Below are 26,345 nucleotides of genomic sequence, written 5' to 3'. Positions count from 1 at the left end.
GGCATCAACGGAGTCATCATGCGTACTACTGTTACCGTCGACGACGCGCTCTATGCGCGCGCACTCGAACTCGCCGAGCCGGGCACGTCGCCGGCCGACCTGTTCCGGGCTGCACTCGAAACGTTCGTGCGTGTCCAGGCCGGACAACGCCTAGCCGCGCTTGGCGGTCGCGCCCCGGACATGCCGGATGTGCCACGCCGTAACCCGGAGGCGGCTACCCGATGAGCGTTCTGATCGACACATCGGTCTGGGTCGCGCATTTCCGGCGACCGCTACCAGCGCTTATCCAGCTGCTGCGTGTCGATGACGTCTTGACGCATCCATTGGTGATACTCGAGCTGACGTGCGGGACGCCCCCCGAACCGCGGGCCCGAACGCTGGGAGATCTCGCGTTATTGCGCCAAACGCGGCTCGCGACGCCAGCCGAAGTAGCGGACTGGATCGAGCGGGAACGGCTGTATGGGCGCGGATGCGGCGCAGTGGATTGCACGCTGCTGGCGTCGGTGCTGTTGACCCCGAGCACGTGGCTCTGGACGCGCGATCGGCGGCTCGCCCAACTGGCGGAGCAATTCGGGGTTCATTACTTACCGCCTGACCTGCATTGAGCGAAGCCAGTGCCTATGGCTTCCAGTTCGATGTCTCCCACGTCAGGCTCTATTGCCGCTTCTTGAGTCGCTCCTTCGCATCGCCGAATGATGCCTGTGTCTTGCCGACGATCTGTTCGGCCTTGCCCGTCAATCTGTCTGTTGGATTTCCCACGACCTTGCCAACCAGCTCCTTCAGTTTGCCCTTTGCTTCCCTGAGGCGGCCCTTTACCTGATCTTTGTTCATGAGTTGCTCCTTGAGGCTGACGGGTGCGCGAACTGCGAATACCGGTCCGGCACGCTGAGCGAATCGCGATGAAAACGTCGGTGCAGGCACGGCGCTTGCATCGCCTGAAGCGTTCGCGCTTGTGACCAGCGAGTTGACGGTCGAAGGCTGGACGCTCGCCAGGCTCGCGCGTCTGTAACGGGTGCCGGAGGAAAGGCAGGCTGTGGCCACTCGTTGCCAATCTTGCGGAGGAAGCATGAATATCGTCACTAGCGCCGGCCCGCTGGTTTCGCTGATCGCCGGCATTCTCATCCTCGTGGTACCGCGCCTGCTGAATTACATCGTTGCGCTCTACCTGATCATCATCGGGCTGCTCGGTCTGTTCGGCGGACGTATCCATTGAATTGACATGAGCACGAGATAGCCGGTTACGGACGCGCATCAGTCCATCGTGACGCCATGCTTGCGTTCACGGCGGCGGACACCGCCAGCGAAATGAGCAACGCCTATGCCGTCTGCACGTGGATGCGTAACCGAGAAAGACGACGACATGGCGCGTCTTTCCTTGACGCAATGACTCGCCGCCTCTGCGCCGGGCGGCCTGATGCGGAGAACCGTGATCCCGACGAGTGCGCGCCTTGTCGCAACGCGGCGCAGGGCTTTCCCTTCGGATAGAAGCGATATTCGACCCGACATCGGCATGGCAGAAACGGGGGATTTTCACGCCCTCGATCGCAAATTCGATTCCCCCTGGTCAGACTTTTCCCCGTTTCCCTCCATTTCGTTTCAATTCGATGTAAGTGTTCCTTTGTCGGATCGGAACCGAAATGACGAGTGCGTCGTATACCTCGTCCGCAAGGGGTTTCGCTTCGCATCATCATGCTCTGCACTCCTTCCCTTTACGCGTCGCACTGTGCCTCGAAGCGATTGCATGTCAAATCCGCAGCGACGATGACGTCGTGCGTGCGGCCACCGGATCGGTGCTGGCTACGAAGCAACGCGGGGGGCGTGGTTGAAATGGCAACGAAGCGCCGCCGCTCCGTATGGGAACGAATCGTGCGCGTTCTCGGGTATCGAATGGAGGACAGCGCTATGAAGCCCATGACAATTGCAAACCGCCGAATTCTGGCGACACTCGTGGCAGGCGGCGCACTCGTCGCGGCCGGCACGGCCTTCGCGCAAACCTACGTCGTACCGCCACCGAGGTACGAGGAGGCCGCCCCGGCGCCGGGTGTGTCGGTCACGATTGGCATGCACGGCGACCGCTACTGGGACGGCCATCGTTACTGGGAGCACGAGGCGTGGATGCATCGTCATCCGCGTGAACGTGATCCGTGGCGCGAACACGAACACGAGCATGAACACATGCACGAACACGAGTATCGTGAATAGCGACGACGAGCCACCGGAAACTGCGGAGACCTCTCCGGCTTGACACGCTCGTTGCTTGCGCACGGACTTGCCTGATCGCTTCGGACCATTTCAGTCCTGGCTCGTGCGCACGGCGATTCGCCGTCCATCGCGTTCGCTGAACGACCTGCCGAAGGTCGAGCAAGTGGCGCGCGTGGTCGGCATGCACGAAAGCGCCTGTCTCGCGCGTTTCGCGGGCAACCTCGGACCGACAATATTCGAGTGTCCGCGGTACGAGCGCCCGCGAATCGCGCGGTATCAGCCGGATTGGATTCGACGTCGCCCGCCGTTGCGGCACGCACTCACGACAATCGCGTGAAGTAACGCTGTGCCAGGGCGACCCAGTAGCGAACGCCGGCCGGAATGATGTCGTCGTTGAAATCGTACGTCGGGTGATGCAGCGCCGGCGCGGCCGCTCCCGCCGGCGCGTTGCCGATCAGCACGTACGCGCCCGGGCGCTCCTCCAGCATGAAGCCGAAGTCTTCGGACGTCATGTTCGGCGGCACGTCGGGGTGAAGCCGCTCGTCGCCGAACGTGTCGCGAATCACAGCTTCGCAGAGTGCGGTCTCGGCCGGCGTGTTGACCGTCGCCGGATAGTACTGAAAGAACTCGATGTCGACGTGCGCACCATAAGCCGCGGCCAGCCCTTCGCACACGAGCCGGACGTCGCGCTGCAACTGTTGCTGCAGTGCCGACGACAGCGTGCGGATCGTCCCGCGCAACTCGGCGCTGTCCGGAATGACGTTGTCCGTCGTGCCCGCATGGAACATGCAGACGGAAATGACGGCGGGGTCCACCGGATCCTTGTGCCGCGCGGCAATGGTCTGACACTGCAGCACCATCGAACACGCGAGCGGCACGGGGTCGATGCCCAGGTGCGGCTGCGCCGCATGCGCGCCCTTGCCCGTCACCGTGATCCTGAATCGGCAGCCGGCCGCCATGATGGCGCCGGTGCGCAACCCGAACTGCCCGGCCGGCAAACCGGGCCAGTTGTGCATGCCGAACACGGCTTCCGTCGGACATTGCTCGAACAGCCCGTCGTCGATCATCTTGCGCGCGCCCGCGCCGCCCTCTTCCCCGGGCTGAAACACGAAATGCACGGTGCCCGGCAACTGCGGCAGGTCTTTCAGGATGCGCGCGGCGCCGAGCAGCATGACGGTATGCCCGTCATGCCCGCACGCATGCATGATGCCTTGCGCGCCCGATGCGTGCGCGAAGTCGTTGGCCTCCTGGATCGGCAACGCATCCAGATCCGCGCGGAGCACGATTCCGCGGCCCGGGTCCACACCCGGCAGGCTCGCGACGACGCCCGTGCCGCCCAGCCCGCGCGACACCTCATAGCCGAGATCTTCAAGCTCGCGGGCGACGACGTCGGCCGTCCTGTGTTCCTCGAACCGCAACTCGGGATGCGCATGCAGGTCGCGACGCAAGGTCGCCCAGTGTGCGCAATGGGCTTTCAGGGACGTCTCGGGGAAATCGGGATTATCCAATGTCGGCACCTTCGGAAAGTAGACGGCTTCCATTCTGTACTGCCGCCGCGCTCGCGCGCAGCGGCTGCGTCAATCGCCAAAACCCACGATCGACTTGACCTCCATGTACTCCTCCATCCCTTCGATCCCGTACTCGCGGCCGTTGCCCGACTGCTTGTACCCGCCGAACGGTGCCTGAGGATCCCACGCCGGGTAGTTCAGATGGACCTGACCCGAGCGCAGGCGCGCGGCCACCGCGCGCACGCGTTCCTTGTCGGTGCCCTGCACATGTGCGCCGAGCCCATAGACCGTGTCGTTCGCGATGGCGACGGCCTCGTCGACGGTATCGTAAGGCAGGATCGCGAGGACCGGACCGAAGATCTCCTGCTGCGCGATCGTCATGTCGGTGCGGACGTCGGAAAACACGGTCGGCCGCGCATAAAAGCCGCGGTCGAATCCCGCCGGCCGCCCGGGGCCGCCGGCGATCAGTTTCGCCCGTTCGTCGAGGCCCGCGTCGATCATCTGCGCGACCCGGCCGAACTGCGCGCGATTGGCCAGCGGACCATGCGTCGTCGTGTCGGCGAACGGATCGCCGACGACCAGCTGCTGCGTTGCCGCGACGGCCAGCGCCTCGACGCGGCCCAGCACGCTGCGCGGCACGATCATCCGGGTCGGCGCGCTGCACGACTGGCCCATGTTGCGGAACGCGGCGGCGACGCCCGGCGCGATGGCGCGCGACAGGTCCGCATCGGGCAATACGATGTTCGGCGACTTTCCGCCGAGTTCCTGCGCGACGCGCTTGACGGTCGGCGCCGCGGCCTGCGCGACCAGCACGCCGGCACGCGTCGAGCCGGTGATCGACACCATGTCGACCTCCGGGTGCGACGCGAGCGCCGCGCCCACTTCGGCTCCGCTGCCGCTCACCAGGTTGAACACGCCGGCGGGCACGCCCGCATCGGCGATCACTTCGGCAAACAGCAACGCGCTGAGCGGCGACAGCTCGCTGGGTTTCAACACCACCGTGCAGCCTGCCGCGAGCGCCGGGCCGACCTTCGCCGTGATTTGATAGATCGGCCAGTTCCACGGTGTGATCAGCGCGCACACGCCGATCGGCTCGCGCACGATCGCGGTCGTCCCGCGCCGCGTCAGGAACGGGTAACTGGCCAGATTGTCGCGCGCGACGCGGATATGTTCGGCCGCGAGCGGCACATGGGCGCCGCGTGCGTAATTGATCGGCGCGCCCATTTCCATCGCGAGTGCGAGCGCGAAACGTTCGGCACGCTCCAGCATCAACGCGTGAACGCGGTCGAGCAGTGCGGCGCGTTGCTGCGGCGAAGTCGCGGCCCAGCGCTCGAAAGCATTGCGCGCGGCCTGCACCGCGCGGTCGGCGTCGCGTGCATTGCCGAGCGGGATCTCGCACAGCGTGTCTTCGGTGGACGGGCTGACGACCGCGAACCGGTCGCCGCCGTCAGGCAAGACCCAGTCGCCGTCGATGAAGAAGCGCTCCAGCCTGCCGGCTTCCATCAGGTGACGAACCGGTGAATCGATGGGTGAATGCATTGCGGGGTGTCCTTGAATCGATACCATGCGCCGGCGAACGGCGGAAGCCCGGAGGCCGCCATCGTCGTCCGCGAGACGGCCTCACACTAGAAATCGGCAACCTTGCCCCAGGCGGAATCGGCGAACCGGCCCGGCTGATACGGTACCGGGTCCACGATCGGCGGCGCGCCCGTGGCGAGATCCGCGATCAGGTGACCGGCGCCGGGGCCGATGCCGAAACCGTGTCCGGAAAAGCCCGCCGCCAGGATCAATCCCGGCACGCCCGGCACTTCGCCGATACCCGGGACGCCGTCCGGCGTGCTGTCGACGTACCCGGCCCATGCGTGCGTGATCGTGGCTTCGCGCAGTTCGGGCAGCAGTTCGACGGCACGACGATAGGTTTCGGTGACGGTCGGCATGTCGGGCTTCGGATCGAGGATGCGCACCGCCTCCATCGGGGTCGGCGCATCGAGCCGCCACCGCTTGAGCGTTTCGTGGCCGCCGCGCATGCCCTCGAGGCCGCCCGGCAGCAGATTGCGCCAGCGCTTCGCGAACATCGGCACGAACTGCGGGGCGAACCGCAGGAACTGCGGCGTCACGTCCACGCGCGCGCGGCCGCTGATGGCCAGTGCGTAGCGTCCGTCGTCGCGGCGCGTGACGGACACGCCGGAGGTGTACAGCGCATCCGGCAAGCGCTGTTCGACGGGCGACACGCTCAGGATCGACTGACGGATCGACGCCTGCGGAAAGCGGATGCCGAGCTGGCGGCAGAACGACGACGCCCACGCGCCGCCGGCGAGCACGACCGTCTTCGTCCTGATGACGCCGGCCTCGGTGACCACGCCGCCGACGCGCCCGCCCTCGAGTTCGATCCCGCGCGCAGCACAGTGCTGGTGGACGCTGCCGCCCAGCTTCATCAGTGCTGCCGCCACGGCCGGCGCGGCCTTGCCCGGGTCGGCCGTGCCGTCGGTCGGCGAGAACACGCCGCCCTTCCACTGCCGGCCCGTCACGCGCCCGCGCTCGCCGGCCTGCTTGCTGTCGAGCATGTACGTCGTCACGCCCGCGGTCTTCGCGAAGTCGCCCCAGCTGGCCCAGCGGGACAGCTCGGCCTCGTCATTGCTCAGATACAGCAGCCCGCAGCGATGAAAGCCCGTGTCTTCGCCGGATTCGGCGGCGAATCGTTCCCACAGGTCGATGCTCTTGCTCGCCATCGGCAATTCGCGCGCGTCGCGGTTCTGCTGCCGGCACCAGCCCCAGTTGCGGCTCGACTGCTCGGCGCCGATGCGGCCCTTCTCGACCAGCGCGACCGACATGCCGCGCCGGGCGAGGTAGTACGCGGTAAAGACGCCGATGATGCCGCCGCCGATCACGACGACGTCGGCCGAGGCCGGCAGCGTGGGCGAGGTTTCGATAAGGCGCAGCGGAGGGGACATGGTCAGTCTCGTTCGGTGGATACGTGGACGTTCTGCACGACGTAGAATTTCGCCACGCGCTCGCTGCTTTCCCACCCGATCGACGCGCCGCGCGGCACGAACAGCGCGTCGCCGGCGCCGAGCGACAGCACGCTGCCGTCGGGCGCCGCGAACCGGACGCTGCCGGCCAGCAGGAGCATGAACTCGTTCACGCGATGCGGGCGAACGATCCGGTGATACGGCGTCGAATCCCACGTGCCCGCGCAGTACGCGGCGCCGTCGTCGACGAACACGTTGTCGCTGCGGCATTGCGGCGCGGGGCCGATCAGGACCTCCGGCGGCAGCGTCGCGGACGGCTTGAAGTCGGCGTCGGCACGCAGCGCGAACACGCCGCGCTTCGTCGGTGTCGCGCACGCGGCCGCGCAGAACGTGAACAGCACGCGCGATGCCGCGGTGACGCGCAGCGCCGTGCCGCCGCCGATCACGGCCCCTTCTCCCGGGCCCAGCACGAGCGGTGCGGCACCGGCCGCTTCGAGCGTCAGCTCGCCTTCGATGATCGCGATGGTTTCGATGTGCGGAAAGCTCGCCACGTCGAGTTCGCCGGCGAAGGCGATACGTCCGGCGGCCATCGCGTCGGGCCCTTCCCAGGCGATCTCCCGATGGCGCGCGAACGGATCGTTCGCGCCGAACGCCTGCTGGCGAAACGCGGTTGACGAAGGTGCGCCGTTGGCACGGTGCAACACGAAAGCTGCGGTCATTTCTGCTCCTGTGCAATGCGCGGCGGCCGGGTTGAAAACCGTCGCGCGATATCGGAAATGGTCGTTCGCCGGCGCGCTCGCCGGCCATCCGTCAGGCGTGCCCGTCGCCGTTGCGCCTACGCGGCGTGACACGACGCTGCGCGGCGCTCGGTGTGCGTGCGCATCGAAGACGGTCGCGCAGGCGTGCCCGGCCGCGCGACCACGTAATCGCGCGGCGTGATCCCTAGTACCCGCCGGAAATGCCGGCACAGGTGGCTCTGATCGAAGAAGCCGACCTCGGTCGCGACGACCGAAGGCGCGAGGCCGGCGCGCAGCAAGTCCTGCGCACGCCGCACGCGCACGAGGCACAGATACCGGTGCGGCGACAACCCGACTTCGCCGCGAAAGCGTGCGGTGAAACGCGATACGCTCAATCCGGCCACCGCCGCGAGCGTGTCGAGGTTCAGCGGCTGCGCGAACGACGCATCGATCGTGCGCAGCACGTCGCCGATCGCCGGCGATACGGGCTGCGGAACACGCGGTGCGCGAGGCGTCGCGCCTTCGTCCGCGTCGTGGAACAGGGTGACCATGCTCGCCGTCCTCATGCGGCCGCCTGCGCGTCAGCGCGCGGCGCGGCGCCGGGCGCGCCCGGCCCGGCCATCGTGTCGCCGCCGCTCCCGTCGCGGCGGCCGTTGCCGGCGGCGAGCGGGCAAACGAATCGTGCGGTCATATCCAATCCTCCGGGGGCAGTCGCTTCAGTGCAGGAAATCCTGGATCCGGTAATACGCGCCGACGATCGGCAGAAACCACGCGTGCCCGAAATGGCCGGGCATCGCCGGCCACTCGAGGTCGCGCCACGGATTCGACGCGGCGGCGCCGTACAGCACGTCGGCCATCACGCGGCCCATGTGCACCGACATCTGCACGCCGTGGCCGCTGTAGCCCATCGAGTAATAGAGCCCGTCGTGCTGGCCCGCGCGCGGCAGCCGGTCGGCGGTGATGTCCACCAGCCCGCCCCAGCAGTAATCGAGCCGCACCTTGGCCAGTTCCGGGAAATACCCGGCCATGCCGGCGCGCAGGATGTCGCCGCTTTTCGCGTCGGAGCGCGGGCTCGACATCGCGAAGCGCGCGCGGCCGCCGAACAGCAGCCGGTTGTCGGGCGTCACGCGGAAGTAGTTGCCGATCTGGCGCGACGTCACGTAGGCGCGGCGCTGCGGGAACAGCCGGTTCAACTGTGCGTCGGGCAGCGGCTCGGTCACGACGATGAAGCTGCCGACCGGCGCGATACGCCGCCGGAACCAGCCGAACGGGCCGTGCTGCGATGCGCCGGTCGCGACCAGCACGCGATCGGCGACGATCCTGCCGCGCGTGCAGGTGATCGCGTGGCGCTCGCCGTCGAGCCGCTCGAGCTGCGTGACGGCCGCACGCTCGTACACGCGTGCGCCGGCGCGCACGGCCGCCTGCGCAAGCCCGACGCCGAACTTGCCCATGTGCATCTGCGCGCCGTTGCGCTGCAGGAGTCCGCCGTAGAAACCGTCGGAAGCGACTTCGTCGCGAATCCGCGCCGGCTCGATCAGTTCGATGTCCGGATCGACATCGCGGCGCAACACGTCGAAGGTCTTTTCGAGCCCCGCGAAATGCTGCGGCTTCGCGGCGAGCTTCAGCTTGCCCGCCCGCCGGAAATCGCAGTCGATCGCGTGCTCGGCGACGATCGTCTCGACGCTCTTCACCGCGCTTTCGTACGCGCGATAGAACTGCTTCGCCGGCTCCGCGCCGATGCGCGCGGCCAGCGACGCGTAATCCTGTGCGACGCCCGTGTTGCACTGGCCGCCGTTGCGGCCGGACGCTTCGCCCGCGACCTGCGCGGCTTCGAGCACGACCACCGATACGCCGCGCTGCGCGAGCGCCAGCGCCGCCGACAGGCCGGTGAAGCCGCCGCCGATCACGACCACGTCGGCCCGCCCTTCGACGGGTCCTTCGCAGCCGGCGCGAAACGCGGGGCGGGTATCCAGCCAGTACGATTCGAATTTCATCGGATTCTTCTCGAGCATGTCGGCGACGACGATCGGCGGCCGTTCATGGGAAATCATTTAATCACCATCAAAAACCGCAGTTGCCGCGTATTCGCGCGCGGCACGCGCACAAAGCGCCGTTTTGCGCGACCGCCGCAGCAGACTATGCGGTGCGCCGTTCGCCGCTTCACTTGCCACGTCGCGCGCGGCGAACTTCCGGCGTGTCGCGCGCTACAGCTGCACCGGCTGCTCGGGCGCGGCACCCTCCGGCGCCGGTTCCGCCTGGAAGCGCGCGAGGTCTTCCTCGCTGCGATGGCACAGCACCTGCGCGCCGTTGCCGAGCGTGCGCAGCGCCGGTGCCGTCCGGTTGCAGACGCCGTCCACGCGCATCGCGCAGCGCGACAGGAACGGACACAGCTCGGCCTCGTTCTCGCGTTCGCCGATCGGCACCAGCGGCCGGTGGCAACGCTCGGCCGCATCGTCGAGCCAGCCCGCGCGCAGCTCCGGCGCGGACGACACCAGCAGATGCGAATACGGGTGATAAGGCGGCGCGCACAGCGCGTCGCGGCTACCGGTTTCGACACGGCGGCCCGCGTACAGCACGACGATGTCGTCGCTGATCGCGCGCACCTTCGCGATGTCGTGCGTGATGAACACGTACGACACGCCGAGCTTCGCCTGCAGGTCGCGCAGCAGATCCATGATCGCGGCGCCGACGACCGTATCGAGCGCCGACGTGACTTCGTCGCACAGGATCAGGTCGGGCTCGGCCGCGAGCGCGCGCGCGAGGTTCACGCGCTGCTTCTGCCCGCCGGACAGCTCGCCGGTACGCCGCGAGGCCACCGCGGGCGGCAGCCGCACGAGTTCGAGCAGCTCGGCGACGCGCTGCCGCGCACGCGCGCCCTTGATCCCGTGATAGAACGCGAGCGGCCGCGCGAGCGTGCGCTCGACGGTATGCACCGGGTTGAGCGCGGTATCGGCGTTCTGGAACACGATCTGCACGCGGCGGTGCTGCTCCTTCGTGCGCTTGGCGATATCGAGCGCGAGCGGCTCGCCGTCGAGCAGAATCTTCCCGGCCGCCGCCGGGACCAGGCCCGCGATCACCTTGGCGAGCGTCGTCTTGCCCGAGCCCGATTCGCCGATCACGCCGACCGTCTGCCCGCGCCCGATGCGCAGGTCGACTTCGTGCAGGATCAGCTTCGCGGGCCAGCCCTTTGCCGTCCGGCCGCCGTAACCGGCGACCGCACCGCGCACGTCGAGCAGCGGCGCCGGTTCGGCCGGCGCCGGTTTCTCGTCGCGTTGCGCATCGTTCGGCGTGACGGCCGCGATCAGGCTCTGCGTGTACGGGTGCACCGGCGCATGCAGGATCTGCGCGGTCGCGCCCGCCTCGCGGATCACGCCGTCGCTCAGCACGACGATCCGGTCGGCCATCTGCGCGACCACCGCCAGATCGTGCGATACGTACACCGCGCTCATCCCGCAGCGCCGGATCACGCTCTTGAACGCCTGCAGCACGTCGATCTGCGTGGTCACGTCGAGCGCGGTGGTCGGCTCGTCGAGGATCACGAGCTCCGGATCGGTGATCAGCGCCATCGCGGCCATCAGCCGCTGCAGCTGGCCGCCCGACACCTGGTGCGGATAACGCTTGCCGATCGTCTCGGGCTCCGGCAGCGCGAGTGCGCGGAACAGTTCGACCGCCTTCGCCTGCGCGTCGCGCTTCGTCATCGTCTTGTGGATCAGCGCACTCTCGATCACCTGGTCGAGAATCGTGCGCGACGGGTTGAACGCGGCGGCCGCGCTCTGTGCGATATAGGCGACCCGGCGGCCGCGCAGCGCGGTCAGCGCCTGGGCCGACAGCGTGCAGACGTCCGTGCCGCCGATCTTCACCGAGCCGCCGGCGATCCGGCAGCCGGTGCGCGCATGGCCCATTAGCGACAGCGCGATCGTCGTCTTGCCGGAGCCCGATTCGCCGATCAGCGCGAGCACCTCGCCCCGCCCGATCTCGAAGTCGACGCCGTGGACGATCGTCGTTTCCTCGCCGCCCGGCCGGCCGCCGACCACGCGCAGCCCGCGCACCTCGACGAGCGGAGTCGATTCATCTCGCATCAGTGTTCTCCCGCGGCCGCGGCCGCGCCCTTGCGGCGGCCGCGATGCGGCAGGCCGTCGATCAACAGGTTGACGCCCACCGTCAGGATCGCGATCGCGACCGCGGGCATGATCGCGACGGCCGAGCCGTCGCCGAGGCTCGCGATGTTCTCGCGCACGAGCGAGCCGAGGTCCGCGTACGGCGGCTGCACGCCGAGCCCGAGAAAGCTCAGGCCGCTCAGCAGCAGCACGACGAAAGTGAAGCGCAGCCCGGTATCGGCGAGCATCGGATGGATCATGTTCGGCAGCATCTCGACGCACGCGATGTACAGCGCGCTCTCGCCGCGCGCCCGCGCCACCTGCACGAATTCGAGCGTGCTGATGTTGACCGCCAGCGCGCGCGCGATCCGGTACGAGCCCGGCATGTAGCTGACCGCGGCGGTCAGGACCAGCAGCGGCAGCGACGAGCCGAAGGCAGCGACGAACATCAGCGCGAACATCTTCGACGGAATCGACGTGAGCGCGTCGAGCAGCCGGCTCATCGTCTCGTCGACCGCGCGGCCCGACACGGTCGCGAGCAGCCCGAGCGTCGTGCCGGTCAGCGCGGCGAGCAGCACGGCCGCGAGCGCGAGCAGCACGGTCAGCCGCGTGCCGTACAGGATCCGGCTCAGCATGTCGCGGCCGAGGAAGTCGGCGCCGAACGGCAGCTTCGCGCTGAACGGCGCGAACACGTCCGGCGTGACGATCGCGCCGACGTCGTGCGGCGCGAGCAGCGGCGCGAACACCGCGATGAACAGCATCAGGCCGACCATCGACAGGCCGATGCGGCCGCCGGTCGTCAGTCTGATGCGCGCGGCGCGGCGCTTGCGCGGCTGGTCGGGGGACGGCGCGGCGGGCGGCGTCGCGCCTCCCGACGGCGAGCGCGGTTCGCCTGACGGCGGCAGCGCGGTGCTGCGATGAACGGGTTCGGTCGGGTGCATGGTCGGCATCTCGGAAGGTGGGCGGGACGCTCAGGTCCGCAGTCTCGGGTTCGACACGATCGAGCAGAGGTCGGCGAACAGCACGAGCGTCAGGTAGGCGACGCAGAAGATCAGCGTGCAGGCCTGGACCAGCGGGAAATCGCGATTGCCGACCGCATCGACCATCAGGCTCGCGAGGCCCGGATAGTTGAAGATCGTCTCGACGACGATCACGCCGCCGAGCAGGTACGACAGGCTCAGCGCGATCGCATTGGCGATCGGCCCGATCGCGTTCGGCAGCGCATGGCGCAGCACGACGCGCGCGGGACTCGCGCCCTTCAGCACGGCCATCTCGACATACGACGCGCTCAACTGCTCGATCACCGCGGCGCGCGTCATCCGCGCCATCTGCGCGACCACGACCGCGCACAGCGTCAGCACCGGCATCGCGTACGCACGCAGGAAATCGTGCAGGCTCTCGATCGGGCCGCTGTACGACAGCGCGGACAGCCAGTGCAGCTTCACGGCGAGCACGAGCACGGCGACCGTCGCGATCAGGAACTCCGGCGTCGCGACGAGCGCCAGCGTGCCGAGGCTGATCACGCGGTCGACCACCGACTCGCGCTTGACCGCCGCGAGGATGCCGAGCAGCAGCGCGATCGGCACCGACACGGCGGTCGTGATCGCCGCGAGCGCGAGCGACTTCGGCAGGCGCCCGCCGATCATCGCCGACACCGGCATGTCACCGGACAGCGAACGGCCGAAATCGCCGTGCAGCAGCCCGGTGAGCCAGTTCAGGTAGCGCACGTGGGCCGGCATGTCGAGGCCGAACTGCTGGCGCAGCGCGGCGACCGTCTCGGGCGTCGCCGACTGGCCGAGCGCGGCCTGCGCGGCATCGCCCGGCAGCAGGTTCGTGATCGTGAAGATGATCGCGGACACGATCAGCAGCGTCAGCGCGGTGACCGCGATGCGCCGGCCGATCAGTCCAAGCAGGATTCGATTCATGAAACTTCACTCCCGTAGAGGCCGCGTGCGGCCGGCGCGGCAATCCGCACCGGCCGCACGGCGGCGGCACGCGCCGGCGTCAGGCGTTCCACCACACGTGCTCGGCGAACATGAAGCCCATCATCCCGCCGGTCGGGATCGAGCCGAGGCCCGCGATCCGCTTGTCGTAGCCGTCGAGGAAGCTGATGAAGGCCGGGATGCCGACCCTGCACTGCTGCGCGACGAGCACCTGCATGTCGCCGTACATCTGCTTGCGCTTCGCGTCGTCGGTTTCCGAGCGCGCGGCGAGCAGCAGCTGGTCGAACTTCGGGTTCTTCCAGCCCGACTCGTTCCACGGCGCGTCCGACTTGAAGAACTGCGTGAACAGCACGTCGGCGCTCGAACGCGGGTTGATGTTGCCGAAGCCGAGCGGATGCTTCATCCAGTGATTCGACCAGTAGCCGTCCGCCGACACGCGGTTCACCTGCAGGTTCAGCCCGATCTTCTGGCCGGCCTGCTGCAGCAGCACGGCCATCTCGATCGACCCGTTCGCGTCGGAGGTCGCATAGATCGGCGGCAGCGCGGCGCCCAGCGCGCCCGCCTTCTGGAACAGGAACTTCGCCTTGTCCGGATCGTACGGCCGCTGCGGCAGCGACGCGTTGAAGTAGCGATGCCCCGGCGGGATCGGCTGGTCGTTGCCGATCACCGCGTAGCCGCGGAACACCGCCGAGCGGATCTGCTCGCGATTGAACAGGTACTTCATCCCTTCGACGAAATCGGGGTTCGCGACGATCGGGTTGTCGCTGCGCATGATCAGGTCGGTATAGAGCCCCGACTTGGTTTCCTGCAGCGCATAGCCCGGCGTCGACGCGACCCGCTGCGTCGAGCGCGGATCGATCGCGTTGATCAGGTGCACGTCGCCCGACAGCAGCGCGTTCAGGCGCGCGGCGCTGTCGCTGATGCCGATCAGCTCGATCTCGTCGAGGTACGGCATCCCCGGCTTGAAGTAGCTGTCGTTGCGCACGCCGACGGTCGACACGCCCGGCTTGAACGACTTCAGCTTGTACGGGCCGCAACCGATGCCGGTGCTGAAATCGGTCGTGCCGTCCTTGACGATCACGAGTTGCGGCGTCGCGAGGATCACCGGCAGATCGGCATTCGCGCTCGCGAGCACGAGCGTGACCTCGTCCGGGCCGCTCGCCTTCGCGTCGGCGAACTGATCGGCGAGCGGCTTGACCTTCGACGCGGTGGCCGCGTTCTTGTGGCGCATCAGCGAGTACACCACGTCGGCCGGCGTGACCGGTTTCCCGTCGTGGAACGTGACGCCCTTGCGCAGCTTGATGATCCACGTCTTCGCGTCGGTCGTCTGCAACGACTGGGCGAGATTCATCTGCGGCGTCAGGCTCGCATCGAGCTGCGTGAGGCCGCTGTAGAACATGAAGAAACGGATGTAGTCGGCGCCCGTCGAGCCCTTGGCCGGGTCGAGCGTATCGGCCGTCGAGCCCGATTCGTTCGCAACCCGAATCTTGCCGCCGCGCTTGGGCGCGGGTGCCGCAAACGCCGTCCCGGGTTGCATCAGCAGCCCGCCGGCGCCGGCGGCCATCATGCCGCTCGCCGCCATGACCCGCATCATGTCGCGGCGCGTGAAGCCGCCCTTGCTGCCGTTGTCGATATCGTCGCTCATCCGAACTGCTCCTGACTGTGGAAAGTGGGTCCTGGGGTCCAGCGTGGTTCGAGAATTCCGTCGTGCCCGTGTGCTGGTCGCGGGCGCGACGTCGTGCGCATTGAGTTCATTTAAGCATCGCCAAAATGCGGGTTATCGCGATTCGGGGCGGCTGCACGATACGATTCGACCGTTTTGGACCGCCCGCGCAGCATGATTTGCTGCGTGACCACGCGTACCGCCATCGGCTCGATGCCGCGTCGCGACCACTGCGCGATACGTGCGCGACGAAGGAAATCGTAAAGTGATACGCGCGGCAGATTGCGCCGACAAAATTGGCCGCGCGGCATCCGAAACGCGTTCGACACTCGCAAACCGCATGTTTGTGTGGAATGCGCGCTCGCGGCCCGCGGCGCCCGGTGCGACCGGAACGTCGCGCGCGCACCGGACGGCGGGCGCCGGCCGCGAGGACGCCCGGCGCATGAAAGGTCAGGAGATTGCCGCGACGTCGAAGCGGCTTTGCCGGACGACGGGCGGACAACAGGGAGCGGCCGGATGATCCGACGCCGGGCGCGAACCCGTGACGGGCCGTCAAGCCGCGACTCCCCGCTGCGACGCGGTCGGAGCCGGCAGGTTGGTGAGCACCACGCCGAACACTTGCCGGCGTGGCGTCAGGAAAACGAGGTGATGGCGTTGCCGGCGGGTGCGCACGCGGCGGCCAGCAGTCGGGCGGTCAGGCGGTCAGGCAGTCAGACGTCGAGCAATCAGGCAGCCGGGCAGTCAGGCAGTCAGGCAGTCGGGCAGTCGGGCAGTCGGGCGGTCACGCAGTCACGCAGTCACGCAGTCACGCAGTCACGCAGTCACGCAGTCGCGCAGTCGCGCAGTCACGCAGTCACGCAGTCACGCAGTGACGCAGTCAGACAGTCGAGCAATCAAGCCGTCAGCCTGAACACCGACACTGCGGCCCTCAACCGTGCCGCCTGTTCATCCAGCGAGGACGCGGCCGCGGCGGCCTGCTCCACCAGCGCGGCATTCTGCTGGGTCACTTCGTCCATCTGCGCGACCGCCAGGCCGATCTGTTCGATGCCGGTACTTTGCTCGGCGGATGCCGCGGTAATCTCGCCCATGATGTCGGCGACCCGGTCGATCGACCGGACGATCTCCGTCATGCGCGCGCCGGCCGTCTCGACGAGCCGGCTGCCGCTGCCGACCCGCTCGACCGACGCCTCGATCAATCCCTTGATGTCTTTCGCGGCCGCCGCGCTGCGTTGCGCGAGCGAGCGGACCTCCGCGGCCACGACCGCGAACCCGCGCCCTTCCTCGCCGGCCCGCGCGGCTTCGACCGCGGCATTGAGCGCGAGAATGTTGGTCTGGAACGCGATGCTCTCGATCACGACGGTAATGTCGGCGATTCGCACCGATCCGTCCGAAATCTGCCGCATCGTTTCGACGACTTCCCGCACGGCGGCGCCGCCGAGTTCGGTCGCCTCCTTCGCGTGGGTCACGAGCGCGTTCGCCTGACGCGCATTGTCGGCATTCTGTTTGACCGTCGACGTGATCTGTTCCATGCTGGCGGCCGTTTGCTGCAGCGACGCGGCCTGTTCCTCCGTGCGCTGCGACAGGTCCAGGTTGCCTTGCGCGATCTCGCCGGTGCCGACGGCGATCGAGCGGGTCGTGGTCTGGATGTCGGCGATGGTTTCGGTCAGTCGCGCCTTCATGTCGCCGAGCGCGACGAGCAGGCTGCCCGGCGCGGCGTGCGCCGTATCGAACTGCACGTCCAGTTCGCCAGCGGCGATGCGGGCCGCGATCCCGGCCGCCTGCGCGGGCTCGCCGCCCAGCGTCCGCCGGACGCTGCGCAACACCCCCCACGCGATCGCCGCGAGCGCCGCGGCGATGACGAGCGTGATGGCGCCGAGCACCTGCGCGAGCCGCGCAAACGCCGCGTTGATGTCGTCGTAGAAGAATCCGGTGCCGATCCACCAGTCCCAGTCCGGAACGGCGACCACGCCCTGCAGTTTCGGCTCCACGTCCGCGTCCGGGCTGCGCTTGATCAGCACGTCGACGAGCGCGAAATGCGCCTGGGCCATTCCGGCGCGGTACGCCTCGCTGTCGGTCAGGCCGCTGGTCGTGCGGTTGCCCTTCGCGCGGGTGCCGATGAACTTCGCGTTCGGATGCACGAGGTTGACGCCGTCGGACGTCGTCACCCAGTAGTAGCTCTTCGAATTCGCATTGAGCGCGGACAACGCGGCCTTGGCCTGCTGCTGGGCCTGCTCCCGGGTGAGCGTTCCGCTCGCCTGCATCGCGCGATACGAGTCGACCAGATGCTCGGCTTTGGTGAGCAGAATGACGATCTCGTCACGACGGCTGTCGATCAGCGCGTCGCGCAGCGTGTGCAGCGACATCGCGGCGAGCAATGCAACGCCGAGCAGCGCCGCGACGACGAGCATCAGCAGTTTCGTGGACAACTTCATGCGGGGGGCCTCGCGATATTAACCGTTCGGTACATATATCGGCTCGGACGGCCCCGCCTTGAATGGCGCCGTATCGGTAATTACCCTCGGTTCGTGCGGTGAGCGGACGCGTAAAGCGGCAAGGCCGTCGCGCCCCTCTTGGCCGGTCCTGACAGGCCTGCCGGCACGGCCACGCGCACAGGGCGCGCAGCCGCCCGCCGGCGCGGCGGCGCTTACAGCCCGAGCTGCGTCGCGAGGTGACCGATGTCCGACACCTCGTAATAGTTGTAGAACGGCGTGCCCGGCTCGTGCCCGCGATTGACGAACGCCTTGTGCTTGATGCCGAGATCCTCGGCCGTCATCAGGTCGTAGCGCAGGCTCGACGACACGTGCAGCACGTCCTCGGGCTTGCAGCCGAGCTTGCCGAACATGTATTCGAAGCCCTGCATGCGCGGCTTGTACGACTGCGCCTGCTGCGCGGTGAACACCGCATGGAACGGCGCGCCGAGCTTGTCCACGTTGCTCATGATCTGCTCGTCCATGGCGTTCGACAGGATCACGAGCTTGTACTTCTGCGCGAGCCGCGACAGGCCGGCCGGCACGTCCGGATGCGGGCCCCACGTCGGCACCGCATGATAGAAGCGCTCGGCCTCGGCTTCGTCGAACGGCGTGCCGATGCGCGCGCAGGTGCGCCGGATCGCGTTGACGACGACGTCGCGGTACGGCTTCCACGCCCCGAGCACCTCGTCGAGCCGATAGGCGGCGAACGCGCGCACGAAATCCTCCATCGCGACCGGCGACAGCCGGTCCGCGTAGATCTCGCGCGCCAGGTCCGCCATCTGGAAGCGGGTCAGCGTGCCGTAGCAGTCGAACGTGATGAACTTCGGTTCAAATTGGATCATGGTGAGGTCCTGTCGGTATGAAACCCCGGCAGGGCCGGGGACGGGCTGGGTTCAACGCAATTGAATCAGGGCAAAAAGTCCGTCGCGCATCGTTCGACGCCGGTCGAAACGCAGATTCGCCGCGTGTTGCAGGCCGCGGGCAGCACGATCTGCGGCACGGCCGCGCGCGGCGCCGCGGGCCACCCCGGCAGGCTTCGCGCAACCGCGGCGCGCCAACTACCCGGCGGGCCCGGCGCGGCTCGCCCGGGCGGCGCCGCTGCAGTTCCATCGTAGTGTCATTCCCACAGCAGAAGCTGTCGGATTGGCGTGCCGCGCCGGCATGAAGCGCGCGTTCGCGCGCGCCGATCGCGCCGGTTTGCGTCGATCTCGCCCGGCCGCCCGCCGTCGCCGGAAAACAGGCGAATCGTCCTATCCGCGCCGCGGTGTCGCTGGCAGAGTCGATATGTCATTCCTACCCATCCGGAGTCCGGCGTGTCCGATCTCAACCCTTCCAGCACGCTCATCTATCGTCCGTTCACCGACACCGACCTGCCCGCCGCGCATCGTCTGTCGGAAGCGGTCAAGTGGCCGCACCGTCTCGACGACTGGCGCTTCGCGCTCCAGCTCGGCCACGGCTTCGTCGCCGAAGACGAAGGCGGCATCGTCGGCACCGCGCTCGGCTGGCGATTCGGCGACGCGCACGCATCGCTCGGCATGGTGATCGTGTCGCCCGAGCGCCAGAGCCGCGGCATCGGCCGCGAACTGCTCGCGCGCGTCGTCGACAGCCTCGGCGCACGCACGATCTTCCTGCATGCGACGCCGTCCGGCGAACCGCTCTACGTGAAATTCGGCTTCGAGGCGATCGGCACGATCGACCAGCACCAGGGCGCCGCGTTCCAGCCGCCGCTGATCTCGCTGCCGCCGGGCGAGCGCCTGCGCCCGCTCGGCACCAACGACGGCCCGCGCCTCGCGGCGCTCGCCTCGCGCGCGGCAGGTTATCCGCGCGACGCGGTGATCGATGCGCTGCTCGGCGTCGCGAACGGGATCGCGCTCGATCGCGACGGCGAACTGCTCGGCTTCGCGCTGTTCCGCCGCTTCGGCCGCGGCCATGTGATCGGCCCGGTGGTCGCGCCCGACGCGCTGCGCGCGCAGGCGCTGATCAGCCACTGGCTCGCGCTGCACGAAGGGATGTTCGTGCGGCTCGACGTGCCGGGCGACAGCGGGCTGTCGGACTGGCTGCAGGGGCTCGGGCTGCCGCGCGTCGACACGGTCGTCGCGATGGCGCGCGGCGCGGCGCCCGCGCGCGACCCGGCGCTGCGCACGTTCGCGATCGTGAACCAGGCGCTCGGCTGAGCGGCACGCGCGATGAGCTTTCTCTACAAGGCCGACCCGGTGCGCGGCGCGCAATGGGCGCAGCGCTTCGCGCAACAGGCGCCCGCCCTCCCGTTCCGGATCTGGCCGGACCTCGGCGATCCTGAGACCGTCCGCTATCTCGCCGCCTGGCAGCCGCCCGACGATCCGGCCGCGCTGCTGCCGAATCTCGAGGTCGTGTTCTCCGTCGGCGCCGGCATCGACCAGTTCGACCTGTCGCGCGTGCCCGCGCACATCCCGGTCGTGCGGATGATCGAGCCGGGCATCGTCGAAGGGATGGTCGAGTACGTAACGCAGGCGGTGCTGACGATCCACCGCGACCTGTTCGACTACGCGACGCAGCAGCGCGCGCAGGTGTGGCGCGAGCGGCCGGTGCGCGCGGCCGCGTCGCGGCGCGTCGGCGTGCTCGGGCTCGGCACGCTCGGCCAGGCCGTGCTCGACACGCTGCGGCGCTTCGGCTTCCCGTGCGCCGGCTGGAGCCGCACGCCGCGCACGCTCGACGGCATCGACTGCTACGCGGGCGACGCGGCACTCGACGCGTTCCTCGCCCGCACCGACATCCTGATCTGCCTGCTCCCGCTCACCGACGGCACGCGCGGGCTGCTCGGCGCACGCGTGTTCGACGCGCTGCCGGCCGGCGCGTCGCTCGTGCAGGTCGGGCGCGGCCCGCAGCTCGACGAGGCCGCGTTGCTCGCGGCGCTCGCGAGCGGCCGGCTCGACAGCGCGATCCTCGACGTGACGGACCCCGAGCCGTTGCCGGCCGGCCACCCGTTCTGGACCCACGCGCGTATCCGGATCACGCCGCACATCGCGAGCGCGACGCGGCCCGATACCGCGGTCGACGCCGTGCTCGCGAACCTCGCGCGCCACCGCGCGGGCCAGCCGATGATCGGCGTCGTCGATCGCGCGCGCGGCTACTGACGCGCGCGCCCGGCCCGGCGGGGCGCGCAGCAGAAAATGCCGAAGCGTCCCGTGCAAACACCGTTTTCATACGTTTCAGGGCGCAAATTGAAGACACGTGCGGATTTCTCGCCCGGTAGCATGAACTCACGCTGACACCCGACGAGAGTCCCTCCCCGCCATGAACCAAGCCGCGCTGATCGAAGCCGATCGTCAACACCTGATCCACCCCGTCGTCAATTACCGCGTGCACGAGGCGCGCGGCGTCACCGTGCTCGACTCCGCGAGCGGCGTGTTCCTGCGCGACGCCGACGGCCATACGCTGCTCGATGCGTTCTCGGGCCTGTGGTGCGTGAACGTCGGCTACGGCCGCGACAGCATCGTGAAGGCCGCCGCCGACCAGATGGCGAAGCTGCCCTACGCGACCGGCTATTTCCATTTCGGCTCGCAACCGGCGATCGAGCTGGCCGAGCGGCTCGCCGCGCTCGCGCCGCCTTCGCTGAACCGCGTGTACTTCACGCTCGGCGGCTCGGACGCGGTCGACTCCGCGGTGCGCTTCATCACGCACTATTTCAACGCGACCGGCCGCCCGTCGAAGAAGCACATGATCGCGCTCGAACGCGGCTATCACGGCTCGTCGTCGATCGGCGCCGGCCTGACCGCGCTGCCGGCGTTCCACCGTCATTTCGACCTGCCGCGCGCGGACCAGCACCACATCCCGTCGCCCTACCCGTACCGCCATCCGCTCGGCGACGATCCGCAGGCGCTGATCGCCGCGTCGGTCGCCGCGCTGGAAGCGAAAGTCGCCGAACTCGGCGCGGACAACGTCGCCGCGTTCTTCTGCGAACCGGTGCAGGGTTCCGGCGGCGTGATCGTGCCGCCGGCCGGTTGGCTGAAGGCAATGCGCGACGCGTGCCGGCGCCTCGGCATCCTGTTCGTCGCCGACGAGGTGATCACCGGCTTCGGCCGCACGGGGCCGCTGTTCGCGTGCGAGACCGAACAGGTCGACCCGGACCTGATGACCGTCGCGAAGGGCCTGACCGCCGGCTACGCGCCGATGGGCGCGGTGCTGATGTCCGACGAAATCTACGAAGGCATCGCGGGCAGCCGCGCGGAGTCTGCCGCGGTCGGTCACGGGCATACGTATTCCGCGCATCCGGTCAGCGCGGCGATCGGCCTCGAGGTGCTGAAGCTCTATCACGAAGGCGGGCTGCTCGCGAACGGCCAGGCGCTGGCGCCGCGCTTCGCGGCGGGGCTCGATGCGCTGCGCGCGCATCCGCTCGTCGGCGACGCGCGTTCGGCCGGCCTGCTCGGCGCGCTCGAGCTGGTGGCCGACAAGGCGCACAAGACGCGCTTCGACCCGGCGCTGAACGTGCCGGACAAGATCGCGGCGGCCGCGTACGCGAACGGCGTGGTGTTTCGCGCGTTCGGCGACGGCGTGCTCGGTTTCGCGCCGGCGCTGAGCTTCACCGCAGGCGAGTTCGACCTGATGTTCGAACGCGTGCGCAAGACGCTCGACGACGTACTGGCCGACCCGGGCGTACAGCGCGCGCTCGACGTCGCGCACGCGCAGCCGGCCTGACGGGCCGAGGGAAAGCCGGGCTTGTGGCGGCCATCGTTCGACTCTAAAGTAACCGGACATTCCATTATTTCCCCTCTCACGTAACCATGACGGACAGCAAGCTGGATCGCATCGACCTGCGCATCCTCTCCCAGTTGCAGAAGCGCGGCCGCATGACCAACGTCGAGCTGGCCGATGCGGTCGGGCTGTCGCCGAGCCCGTGCCTGATCCGCGTGAAGCGGCTCGAGAAGGCCGGCTACATCGGCGGCTACGGCGCGCACATCCAGCTCGAGAAGCTCGGCGACGTGCAGGTCGTGTTCACCGAGGTCACGCTGGCCGACCACCGGCGCGAGGACTTCGACCGCTTCGTCGCGGCGATCCGCAACGTCGACGAGATCGTCGAATGCCACCTCGCGAGCGGCGGCTACGACTATCTGCTGAAGTTCATCACGCGCAGCGTGAGCCATTACCAGACGATCGTCGAAGGGCTGCTCGAGCAGAACATCGGCATCGAGAAGTATTTCAGTTACGTGATCATCAAGTCGCCGTTCGTCAAACGGCACTACCCGCTCGAATCGCTGTTCGGCGAACGGCACTGACCGCGGCACGCGGCACCCTTGAACGCGGCAGCCCGCTGTCCGCGCGGGGTCGTCGCGCGCCGGCGTCGCCGCCGAACCGCCTCACCCAAGGACCTGTCATGCCGCTTACGCTGTCCCGCACCGAACTCGTTCGCACCGCCAACCTGATCGACGGCACCTGGCGCGACGCGCTCGACGGCCGTCGCTTCGACGTCACCGATCCGGCGACGCTCGACCTCGTCGCCCACGCACCCGACAGCGGCGCCGCCGACGCGCGCGCCGCGACCGACGCGGCCGCGCGCGCGCTGCCCGGCTGGCGTGCGACGCCCGCGCGCGAACGCGCCGCGATCCTGCGCGCGTGGCACGCGGCGATCGTCGCGCACACCGACGATCTCGCGAAGCTGATGTCGCGCGAACAGGGCAAGCCGCTCGCCGAAGCGCGCGGCGAAGTCGCCTATGGCGCGTCGTACGTGCAGTGGTTCGCCGAGGAAGCGACGCGCACGTATGGCGACCTGATTCCGCAGCAGCAGCGCGGCAAGCGGTTGAGTGCGGTGAAGGAGCCGATCGGCATCGTCGCCGCGATCACGCCGTGGAATTTCCCGCTCGCGATGATCGCGCGCAAGATCGCGCCCGCGCTCGCGGCCGGCTGCACGGTCGTCGCGAAGCCGGCGGAGGACACGCCGCTCACCGCGCTCGCGCTGGCCTTCCTCGCGCAGGAAGCCGGCGTGCCGCCCGGCGTGCTGAACCTGATCGCCGCGTCGCGCGAACGCGGCATCGACGCGGTGGCCGACTGGCTCGCCGACGGCCGCGTGCGCAAGATCACGTTCACCGGCTCGACGCCCGTCGGCAAGCTGCTCGCGCGCGAGTCGGCCGCGACGCTGAAGAAGCTGTCGCTGGAGCTCGGCGGCAATGCGCCGTTCATCGTGTTCGACGATGCCGAGCTCGACGCCGCGGTCGACGGCCTGATGGCCGCCAAGTTCCGCAACGGCGGCCAGACCTGCGTGTCGCCGAACCGCGTGTACGTGCAGGCCGGCGTCTACGAGGCTTTCGCCGCGAAGCTCGCCGCGCGCGTTGCCGCGCTGAAGGTTGCGCCTGCAACCGACCCGGCCGCGCAGATCGGCCCGATGATCAACGCGCGCGCGGTCGACAAGATCGCGCGCCACGTCGGCAACGCGATCGAGCGTGGCGCGCGCGTGCTGACGGGCGGCACGCGCCTGACCGAACTCGGGCCGCACTACTACGCGCCGACGGTGCTCGCCGACGCCACCGCCGACATGCAGCTGACCTGCGAGGAAACCTTCGGCCCGGTCGCCGCGCTGTTCCGGTTCGATACCGAGGACGAAGCCGTCGATGCCGCGAACGACACGCCGTTCGGGCTTGCCGCGTATTTCTACACGCAGGACGTGCGGCGCATCGCGCGCGTGTCGGCGCGGCTCGAAACCGGCATCGTCGGGATCAACGAAGGCGCGCTCGCGAGCGAGGCCGCACCGTTCGGCGGCGTGAAGGAATCGGGCTACGGCCGCGAAGGTTCACGCTACGGCCTCGACGACTACCTGTCGATCAAGTACCTGTGCCAGGGCGGGCTCGACTGATCCCGCTCCGGCGAGTGCAGCCGCCCGGCGCCGCGGCGGCTGCATGCCCGTTGTGCGGTGCGCCGCTGCCGCACACGTTTGCGGCGCCGGGTGCGGCGATCGCGGCGCGAATCGGCCTCGATTTCCGGGCATACTTGCCGTTAACCCGGATTTGACCCGCGCCGCTGCAGACGCAGCGAGCTTCCCGCACGAGCGCCAGCCATGCCTGCACCCACTTCGATCGAGAAAATTGCCGACTGGGCCGGCCGCAATTACTTGATCGTCGGCGTGCTGGGCACGCTGATGTCGCTCGCGGCGCTCGGCATCAGCGCGGCAACGCTGTGGGCCGCACGCAGCGAAGTGGTCGAGCATGCGCACGAGACGTCTCGCAACGTCGCCGCCGTCCTGGTCAGCGAGATCGGGCGCACCGTCGAAACGTCCAACAATGCGCTCGTCGCACTCGCCGCCAACCTCCGCAACCCCGCGGTCGCGCGCATCGACACCGGGCTGCGTCACGACGTGCTGTTCGAGCGCACGACCGCGCAATACATGACCGGCATGGGCGTGACGAACCGCGACGGCCGGCAGATCGACGGATGCTGCGGCCCGCACCACAACTGGGATTTCAGCGATCGCGACTACTTCAAGGTCCATCGCGATGCACACAACGTCGGCCTCTACGTGTCCGAGGCGTATAGCGCGCGTTCGCGCGGCGGCACGAGATCCATCGCGCTGTCGCGGCGCATCGAACGGCCGGATCACTCGTTCGACGGAATCGTGGTGGTCGCGATCGACCTGGCCTACTTCGATCACCTGCTGTCGCGCCTGAACGTCGGACCGCATGGCGTCAGCGCGATCCTGCGCGCGGACGGCACGATCCTCGCGAGAAATCCGCCGTTGAGCGATCAGCAGATCAGCCGGCTGCGCCGCACGAAGTCGTTCGTGCAGATGCTGAGCCGCGACTCGGGCTTCTATGCGGCGCGCTCGAGCATCGACGGCGTCGCGCGGCTTTATACGTACCAGCACGTGCCCGGCACGCCGTTGATCGCGGTCGTCGCCCCGGCCGAGGGCGACGTGCTGGCCGGCATCACGCGCCTGACGTGGACGGTCGGCGTGTCGGCGTCCGTCATCGGCGCGCTGTTCTGCGCGGTGGTGTGGCTGCTCGCGTTCGCGCTGCGCGACAACCTGCGCAAGCAGACGCTGCTCACGGACCAGACGCGCACCGATCCGCTGACGGGCCTGCACAACCGCCGCGCGCTCGATGCGGCGCTCGCCGACGAATGGGAGCGGCTGCAGCGCGGCAGCGGCGGCAGCCTGTCGGTGCTGTTCATCGACGCCGACCACTTCAAGCAGTACAACGATCGCTACGGCCATGCGCAAGGCGACACGGCGCTGCGCTTTCTCGCCGAATGCATCCGCGCGAACGTGCGGCGGCGCGGCGACATCGCTGCACGCTACGGCGGCGAGGAATTCGTCGCGGTGCTGCCCGATACGGACGAAAGCGGCGCCGCGGAAGTCGCGGAAGCGATCCGGCGCGCCGTCGAACACAGTCGGCTCGACGGCTTCGATGCAACGATTCCGCCGTTCACGGTCAGCATCGGCTGCGCGACCGGCCATCGCGCGCACCCGCGGACCGTGCATGCGCTGTCGCATCAGGCGGACCTCGCGCTCTACGCGGCCAAGCGGCATGGCAGAAACCGCGTGTGCCGCGCCGACGCGGATTCGGCCGCCGAGGCGGCGTGATCGCGCCGGTTGCGGTCGCCGTTCCGGGGAACACCAGTCCGGCCGGACGCACGCATGGCCGGCGCGTTGCGATGCGCCGCCGATGGCCCGCTCGCCTCGTCCATCACGTTCAGTATCACGAATTCACCAAATAGTGAGCATTCGCGCGCTGCGACCGCGCCCCGCAACAAATCCTTAACGGCTGCGTCACGATCGCCCACGACAATCCGC

General features: G+C 68.6%; 24 protein-coding genes. 10 read left to right on the top strand and 14 right to left on the bottom strand.

Annotated features, from left to right (window positions below; all coding sequences use genetic code 11):
* Window positions 1-18 precede the first annotated feature (18 nt).
* Both DIE16_RS23505 and DIE16_RS23500 read left to right on the top strand, forming a co-directional pair.
* Window positions 19-225, top strand: coding sequence for a type II toxin-antitoxin system VapB family antitoxin (locus tag DIE16_RS23505; RefSeq protein ID WP_044844336.1), 207 nt, complete (start codon window positions 19-21; stop codon window positions 223-225).
* Window positions 222-605, top strand: coding sequence for a type II toxin-antitoxin system VapC family toxin (locus tag DIE16_RS23500; RefSeq protein WP_124893509.1), 384 nt, complete (start codon window positions 222-224; stop codon window positions 603-605). The genes DIE16_RS23505 and DIE16_RS23500 overlap by 4 nt, the downstream gene beginning before the upstream one ends.
* 49 nt (window positions 606-654) lie before the next feature.
* Here the strand turns inward: DIE16_RS23500 and DIE16_RS23495 are convergent, their stop codons facing one another.
* Window positions 655-831 carry a CsbD family protein gene (locus tag DIE16_RS23495; protein WP_124519856.1) on the bottom strand — a complete coding sequence of 59 codons (177 nt, stop codon included), beginning with the start codon at window positions 829-831 and terminating at the stop codon, window positions 655-657.
* Window positions 832-1,066: 235 nt separating this feature from the next.
* Here DIE16_RS23495 and DIE16_RS23490 point away from each other — a divergent pair, with 235 nt between their 5' ends.
* Both DIE16_RS23490 and DIE16_RS23485 read left to right on the top strand, forming a co-directional pair.
* The gene (locus DIE16_RS23490) at window positions 1,067-1,213 is read left to right on the top strand and encodes a DUF3096 domain-containing protein (RefSeq protein ID WP_082088472.1); all 147 of its coding nucleotides are present in this window, start codon (window positions 1,067-1,069) and stop codon (window positions 1,211-1,213) included.
* A 614-nt stretch (window positions 1,214-1,827) separates the two neighbouring features.
* Window positions 1,828-2,202, top strand: coding sequence for a hypothetical protein (locus DIE16_RS23485; RefSeq protein ID WP_409364465.1), 375 nt, complete (start codon window positions 1,828-1,830; stop codon window positions 2,200-2,202).
* Between the two features lie 320 nt (window positions 2,203-2,522).
* Here the strand turns inward: DIE16_RS23485 and DIE16_RS23480 are convergent, their stop codons facing one another.
* The 13 genes from DIE16_RS23480 to DIE16_RS23420 form a co-directional block, all read right to left on the bottom strand.
* Window positions 2,523-3,743, bottom strand: coding sequence for a M20 aminoacylase family protein (locus DIE16_RS23480; RefSeq protein WP_409364464.1), 1,221 nt, complete (start codon window positions 3,741-3,743; stop codon window positions 2,523-2,525).
* A 36-nt stretch (window positions 3,744-3,779) separates the two neighbouring features.
* Window positions 3,780-5,249 carry an aldehyde dehydrogenase family protein gene (locus DIE16_RS23475; protein WP_124893508.1) on the bottom strand — a complete coding sequence of 490 codons (1,470 nt, stop codon included), beginning with the start codon at window positions 5,247-5,249 and terminating at the stop codon, window positions 3,780-3,782.
* Between the two features lie 86 nt (window positions 5,250-5,335).
* Window positions 5,336-6,661, bottom strand: a complete 1,326-nt coding sequence (locus DIE16_RS23470) for an FAD-binding oxidoreductase (protein ID WP_124487269.1) — start codon at window positions 6,659-6,661, stop codon at window positions 5,336-5,338.
* A 2-nt stretch (window positions 6,662-6,663) separates the two neighbouring features.
* On the bottom strand, window positions 6,664-7,398 hold the full coding sequence (locus DIE16_RS23465) for a cupin domain-containing protein (protein WP_124893507.1): 735 nt from the start codon (window positions 7,396-7,398) through the stop codon (window positions 6,664-6,666).
* Between the two features lie 116 nt (window positions 7,399-7,514).
* Window positions 7,515-7,967: a helix-turn-helix domain-containing protein gene (locus DIE16_RS23460; RefSeq protein ID WP_124893506.1), complete on the bottom strand. Its 453-nt coding sequence runs from the start codon at window positions 7,965-7,967 to the stop codon at window positions 7,515-7,517.
* An 11-nt stretch (window positions 7,968-7,978) separates the two neighbouring features.
* The gene (locus DIE16_RS37240; protein WP_260434435.1) at window positions 7,979-8,107 is read right to left on the bottom strand and encodes a hypothetical protein; all 129 of its coding nucleotides are present in this window, start codon (window positions 8,105-8,107) and stop codon (window positions 7,979-7,981) included.
* A gap of 25 nt (window positions 8,108-8,132) precedes the next feature.
* Window positions 8,133-9,467 (bottom strand): FAD-binding oxidoreductase, encoded by a 1,335-nt coding sequence (locus tag DIE16_RS23455; RefSeq protein ID WP_185735508.1) that lies wholly within the window; start codon window positions 9,465-9,467, stop codon window positions 8,133-8,135.
* 153 nt (window positions 9,468-9,620) lie between these two features.
* Entirely contained in the window at window positions 9,621-11,495 is a 1,875-nt protein-coding gene (locus DIE16_RS23450) for an ABC transporter ATP-binding protein (RefSeq protein ID WP_124893505.1), read from the bottom strand.
* Entirely contained in the window at window positions 11,495-12,454 is a 960-nt protein-coding gene (locus tag DIE16_RS23445) for an ABC transporter permease (protein ID WP_124519861.1), read from the bottom strand. Before DIE16_RS23445 ends, DIE16_RS23450 begins: the two co-directional genes overlap by 1 nt.
* A 30-nt stretch (window positions 12,455-12,484) precedes the next feature.
* Window positions 12,485-13,438 (bottom strand): ABC transporter permease, encoded by a 954-nt coding sequence (locus tag DIE16_RS23440; RefSeq protein ID WP_124893504.1) that lies wholly within the window; start codon window positions 13,436-13,438, stop codon window positions 12,485-12,487.
* Window positions 13,439-13,517: 79 nt separating this feature from the next.
* Entirely contained in the window at window positions 13,518-15,101 is a 1,584-nt protein-coding gene (locus DIE16_RS23435; protein ID WP_044844270.1) for an ABC transporter substrate-binding protein, read from the bottom strand.
* A 911-nt stretch (window positions 15,102-16,012) separates the two neighbouring features.
* Window positions 16,013-17,551 (bottom strand): methyl-accepting chemotaxis protein, encoded by a 1,539-nt coding sequence (locus DIE16_RS23425; RefSeq protein WP_124487277.1) that lies wholly within the window; start codon window positions 17,549-17,551, stop codon window positions 16,013-16,015.
* 212 nt (window positions 17,552-17,763) lie between these two features.
* Window positions 17,764-18,432, bottom strand: a complete 669-nt coding sequence (locus tag DIE16_RS23420; protein WP_044844272.1) for a haloacid dehalogenase type II — start codon at window positions 18,430-18,432, stop codon at window positions 17,764-17,766.
* 471 nt (window positions 18,433-18,903) lie between these two features.
* Between DIE16_RS23420 and DIE16_RS23415 the strand changes: the two genes are divergently transcribed.
* The 6 genes from DIE16_RS23415 (at window position 18,904) to DIE16_RS23390 (ending at window position 26,135) form a co-directional block, all read left to right on the top strand.
* Entirely contained in the window at window positions 18,904-19,764 is an 861-nt protein-coding gene (locus DIE16_RS23415; protein WP_044844273.1) for a GNAT family N-acetyltransferase, read from the top strand.
* 12 nt (window positions 19,765-19,776) lie between these two features.
* Window positions 19,777-20,703: a glyoxylate/hydroxypyruvate reductase A gene (locus tag DIE16_RS23410; protein WP_124893503.1), complete on the top strand. Its 927-nt coding sequence runs from the start codon at window positions 19,777-19,779 to the stop codon at window positions 20,701-20,703.
* Window positions 20,704-20,863: 160 nt separating this feature from the next.
* Window positions 20,864-22,264 carry an aspartate aminotransferase family protein gene (locus DIE16_RS23405; protein WP_044844275.1) on the top strand — a complete coding sequence of 467 codons (1,401 nt, stop codon included), beginning with the start codon at window positions 20,864-20,866 and terminating at the stop codon, window positions 22,262-22,264.
* Between the two features lie 86 nt (window positions 22,265-22,350).
* Window positions 22,351-22,842: an Lrp/AsnC family transcriptional regulator gene (locus DIE16_RS23400; RefSeq protein ID WP_006749694.1), complete on the top strand. Its 492-nt coding sequence runs from the start codon at window positions 22,351-22,353 to the stop codon at window positions 22,840-22,842.
* A gap of 98 nt (window positions 22,843-22,940) precedes the next feature.
* Window positions 22,941-24,413, top strand: coding sequence for an NAD-dependent succinate-semialdehyde dehydrogenase (locus tag DIE16_RS23395; RefSeq protein ID WP_124893502.1), 1,473 nt, complete (start codon window positions 22,941-22,943; stop codon window positions 24,411-24,413).
* Window positions 24,414-24,614: 201 nt separating this feature from the next.
* Complete coding sequence (locus DIE16_RS23390; protein ID WP_124893501.1) at window positions 24,615-26,135, top strand: GGDEF domain-containing protein; 1,521 nt, start codon at window positions 24,615-24,617, stop codon at window positions 26,133-26,135.
* The last annotated feature ends 210 nt before the right edge of the window (window positions 26,136-26,345 follow it).

This window comes from Burkholderia sp. Bp9090, from assembly GCF_003857985.1.
Classification (GTDB): domain Bacteria; phylum Pseudomonadota; class Gammaproteobacteria; order Burkholderiales; family Burkholderiaceae; genus Burkholderia.
The sequence above is the reverse complement of the archived record's forward strand: the minus strand, read 5'-3'. Positions and strand labels throughout refer to the sequence as shown.

Bases quoted from the DNA above. Each gene is read 5' to 3' on its own strand.
- DIE16_RS23505 (WP_044844336.1), top strand. From the start codon at position 19: ATGCGTACTACTGTTACCGTCGACGACGCGCTCTATGCGCGCGCACTC.
- DIE16_RS23500 (WP_124893509.1), top strand. From the start codon at position 222: ATGAGCGTTCTGATCGACACATCGGTCTGGGTCGCGCATTTCCGGCGA.
- DIE16_RS23495 (WP_124519856.1), bottom strand. From the start codon at position 831: ATGAACAAAGATCAGGTAAAGGGCCGCCTCAGGGAAGCAAAGGGCAAA.
- DIE16_RS23490 (WP_082088472.1), top strand. From the start codon at position 1,067: ATGAATATCGTCACTAGCGCCGGCCCGCTGGTTTCGCTGATCGCCGGC.
- DIE16_RS23485 (WP_409364465.1), top strand. From the start codon at position 1,828: ATGGCAACGAAGCGCCGCCGCTCCGTATGGGAACGAATCGTGCGCGTT.
- DIE16_RS23480 (WP_409364464.1), bottom strand. From the start codon at position 3,743: ATGGAAGCCGTCTACTTTCCGAAGGTGCCGACATTGGATAATCCCGAT.
- DIE16_RS23475 (WP_124893508.1), bottom strand. From the start codon at position 5,249: ATGCATTCACCCATCGATTCACCGGTTCGTCACCTGATGGAAGCCGGC.
- DIE16_RS23470 (WP_124487269.1), bottom strand. From the start codon at position 6,661: ATGTCCCCTCCGCTGCGCCTTATCGAAACCTCGCCCACGCTGCCGGCC.
- DIE16_RS23465 (WP_124893507.1), bottom strand. From the start codon at position 7,398: ATGACCGCAGCTTTCGTGTTGCACCGTGCCAACGGCGCACCTTCGTCA.
- DIE16_RS23460 (WP_124893506.1), bottom strand. From the start codon at position 7,967: ATGGTCACCCTGTTCCACGACGCGGACGAAGGCGCGACGCCTCGCGCA.
- DIE16_RS37240 (WP_260434435.1), bottom strand. From the start codon at position 8,107: ATGACCGCACGATTCGTTTGCCCGCTCGCCGCCGGCAACGGCCGCCGC.
- DIE16_RS23455 (WP_185735508.1), bottom strand. From the start codon at position 9,467: ATGATTTCCCATGAACGGCCGCCGATCGTCGTCGCCGACATGCTCGAG.
- DIE16_RS23450 (WP_124893505.1), bottom strand. From the start codon at position 11,495: ATGCGAGATGAATCGACTCCGCTCGTCGAGGTGCGCGGGCTGCGCGTG.
- DIE16_RS23445 (WP_124519861.1), bottom strand. From the start codon at position 12,454: ATGCACCCGACCGAACCCGTTCATCGCAGCACCGCGCTGCCGCCGTCA.
- DIE16_RS23440 (WP_124893504.1), bottom strand. From the start codon at position 13,438: ATGAATCGAATCCTGCTTGGACTGATCGGCCGGCGCATCGCGGTCACC.
- DIE16_RS23435 (WP_044844270.1), bottom strand. From the start codon at position 15,101: ATGAGCGACGATATCGACAACGGCAGCAAGGGCGGCTTCACGCGCCGC.
- DIE16_RS23425 (WP_124487277.1), bottom strand. From the start codon at position 17,551: ATGAAGTTGTCCACGAAACTGCTGATGCTCGTCGTCGCGGCGCTGCTC.
- DIE16_RS23420 (WP_044844272.1), bottom strand. From the start codon at position 18,432: ATGATCCAATTTGAACCGAAGTTCATCACGTTCGACTGCTACGGCACG.
- DIE16_RS23410 (WP_124893503.1), top strand. From the start codon at position 19,777: ATGAGCTTTCTCTACAAGGCCGACCCGGTGCGCGGCGCGCAATGGGCG.
- DIE16_RS23405 (WP_044844275.1), top strand. From the start codon at position 20,864: ATGAACCAAGCCGCGCTGATCGAAGCCGATCGTCAACACCTGATCCAC.
- DIE16_RS23400 (WP_006749694.1), top strand. From the start codon at position 22,351: ATGACGGACAGCAAGCTGGATCGCATCGACCTGCGCATCCTCTCCCAG.
- DIE16_RS23395 (WP_124893502.1), top strand. From the start codon at position 22,941: ATGCCGCTTACGCTGTCCCGCACCGAACTCGTTCGCACCGCCAACCTG.
- DIE16_RS23390 (WP_124893501.1), top strand. From the start codon at position 24,615: ATGCCTGCACCCACTTCGATCGAGAAAATTGCCGACTGGGCCGGCCGC.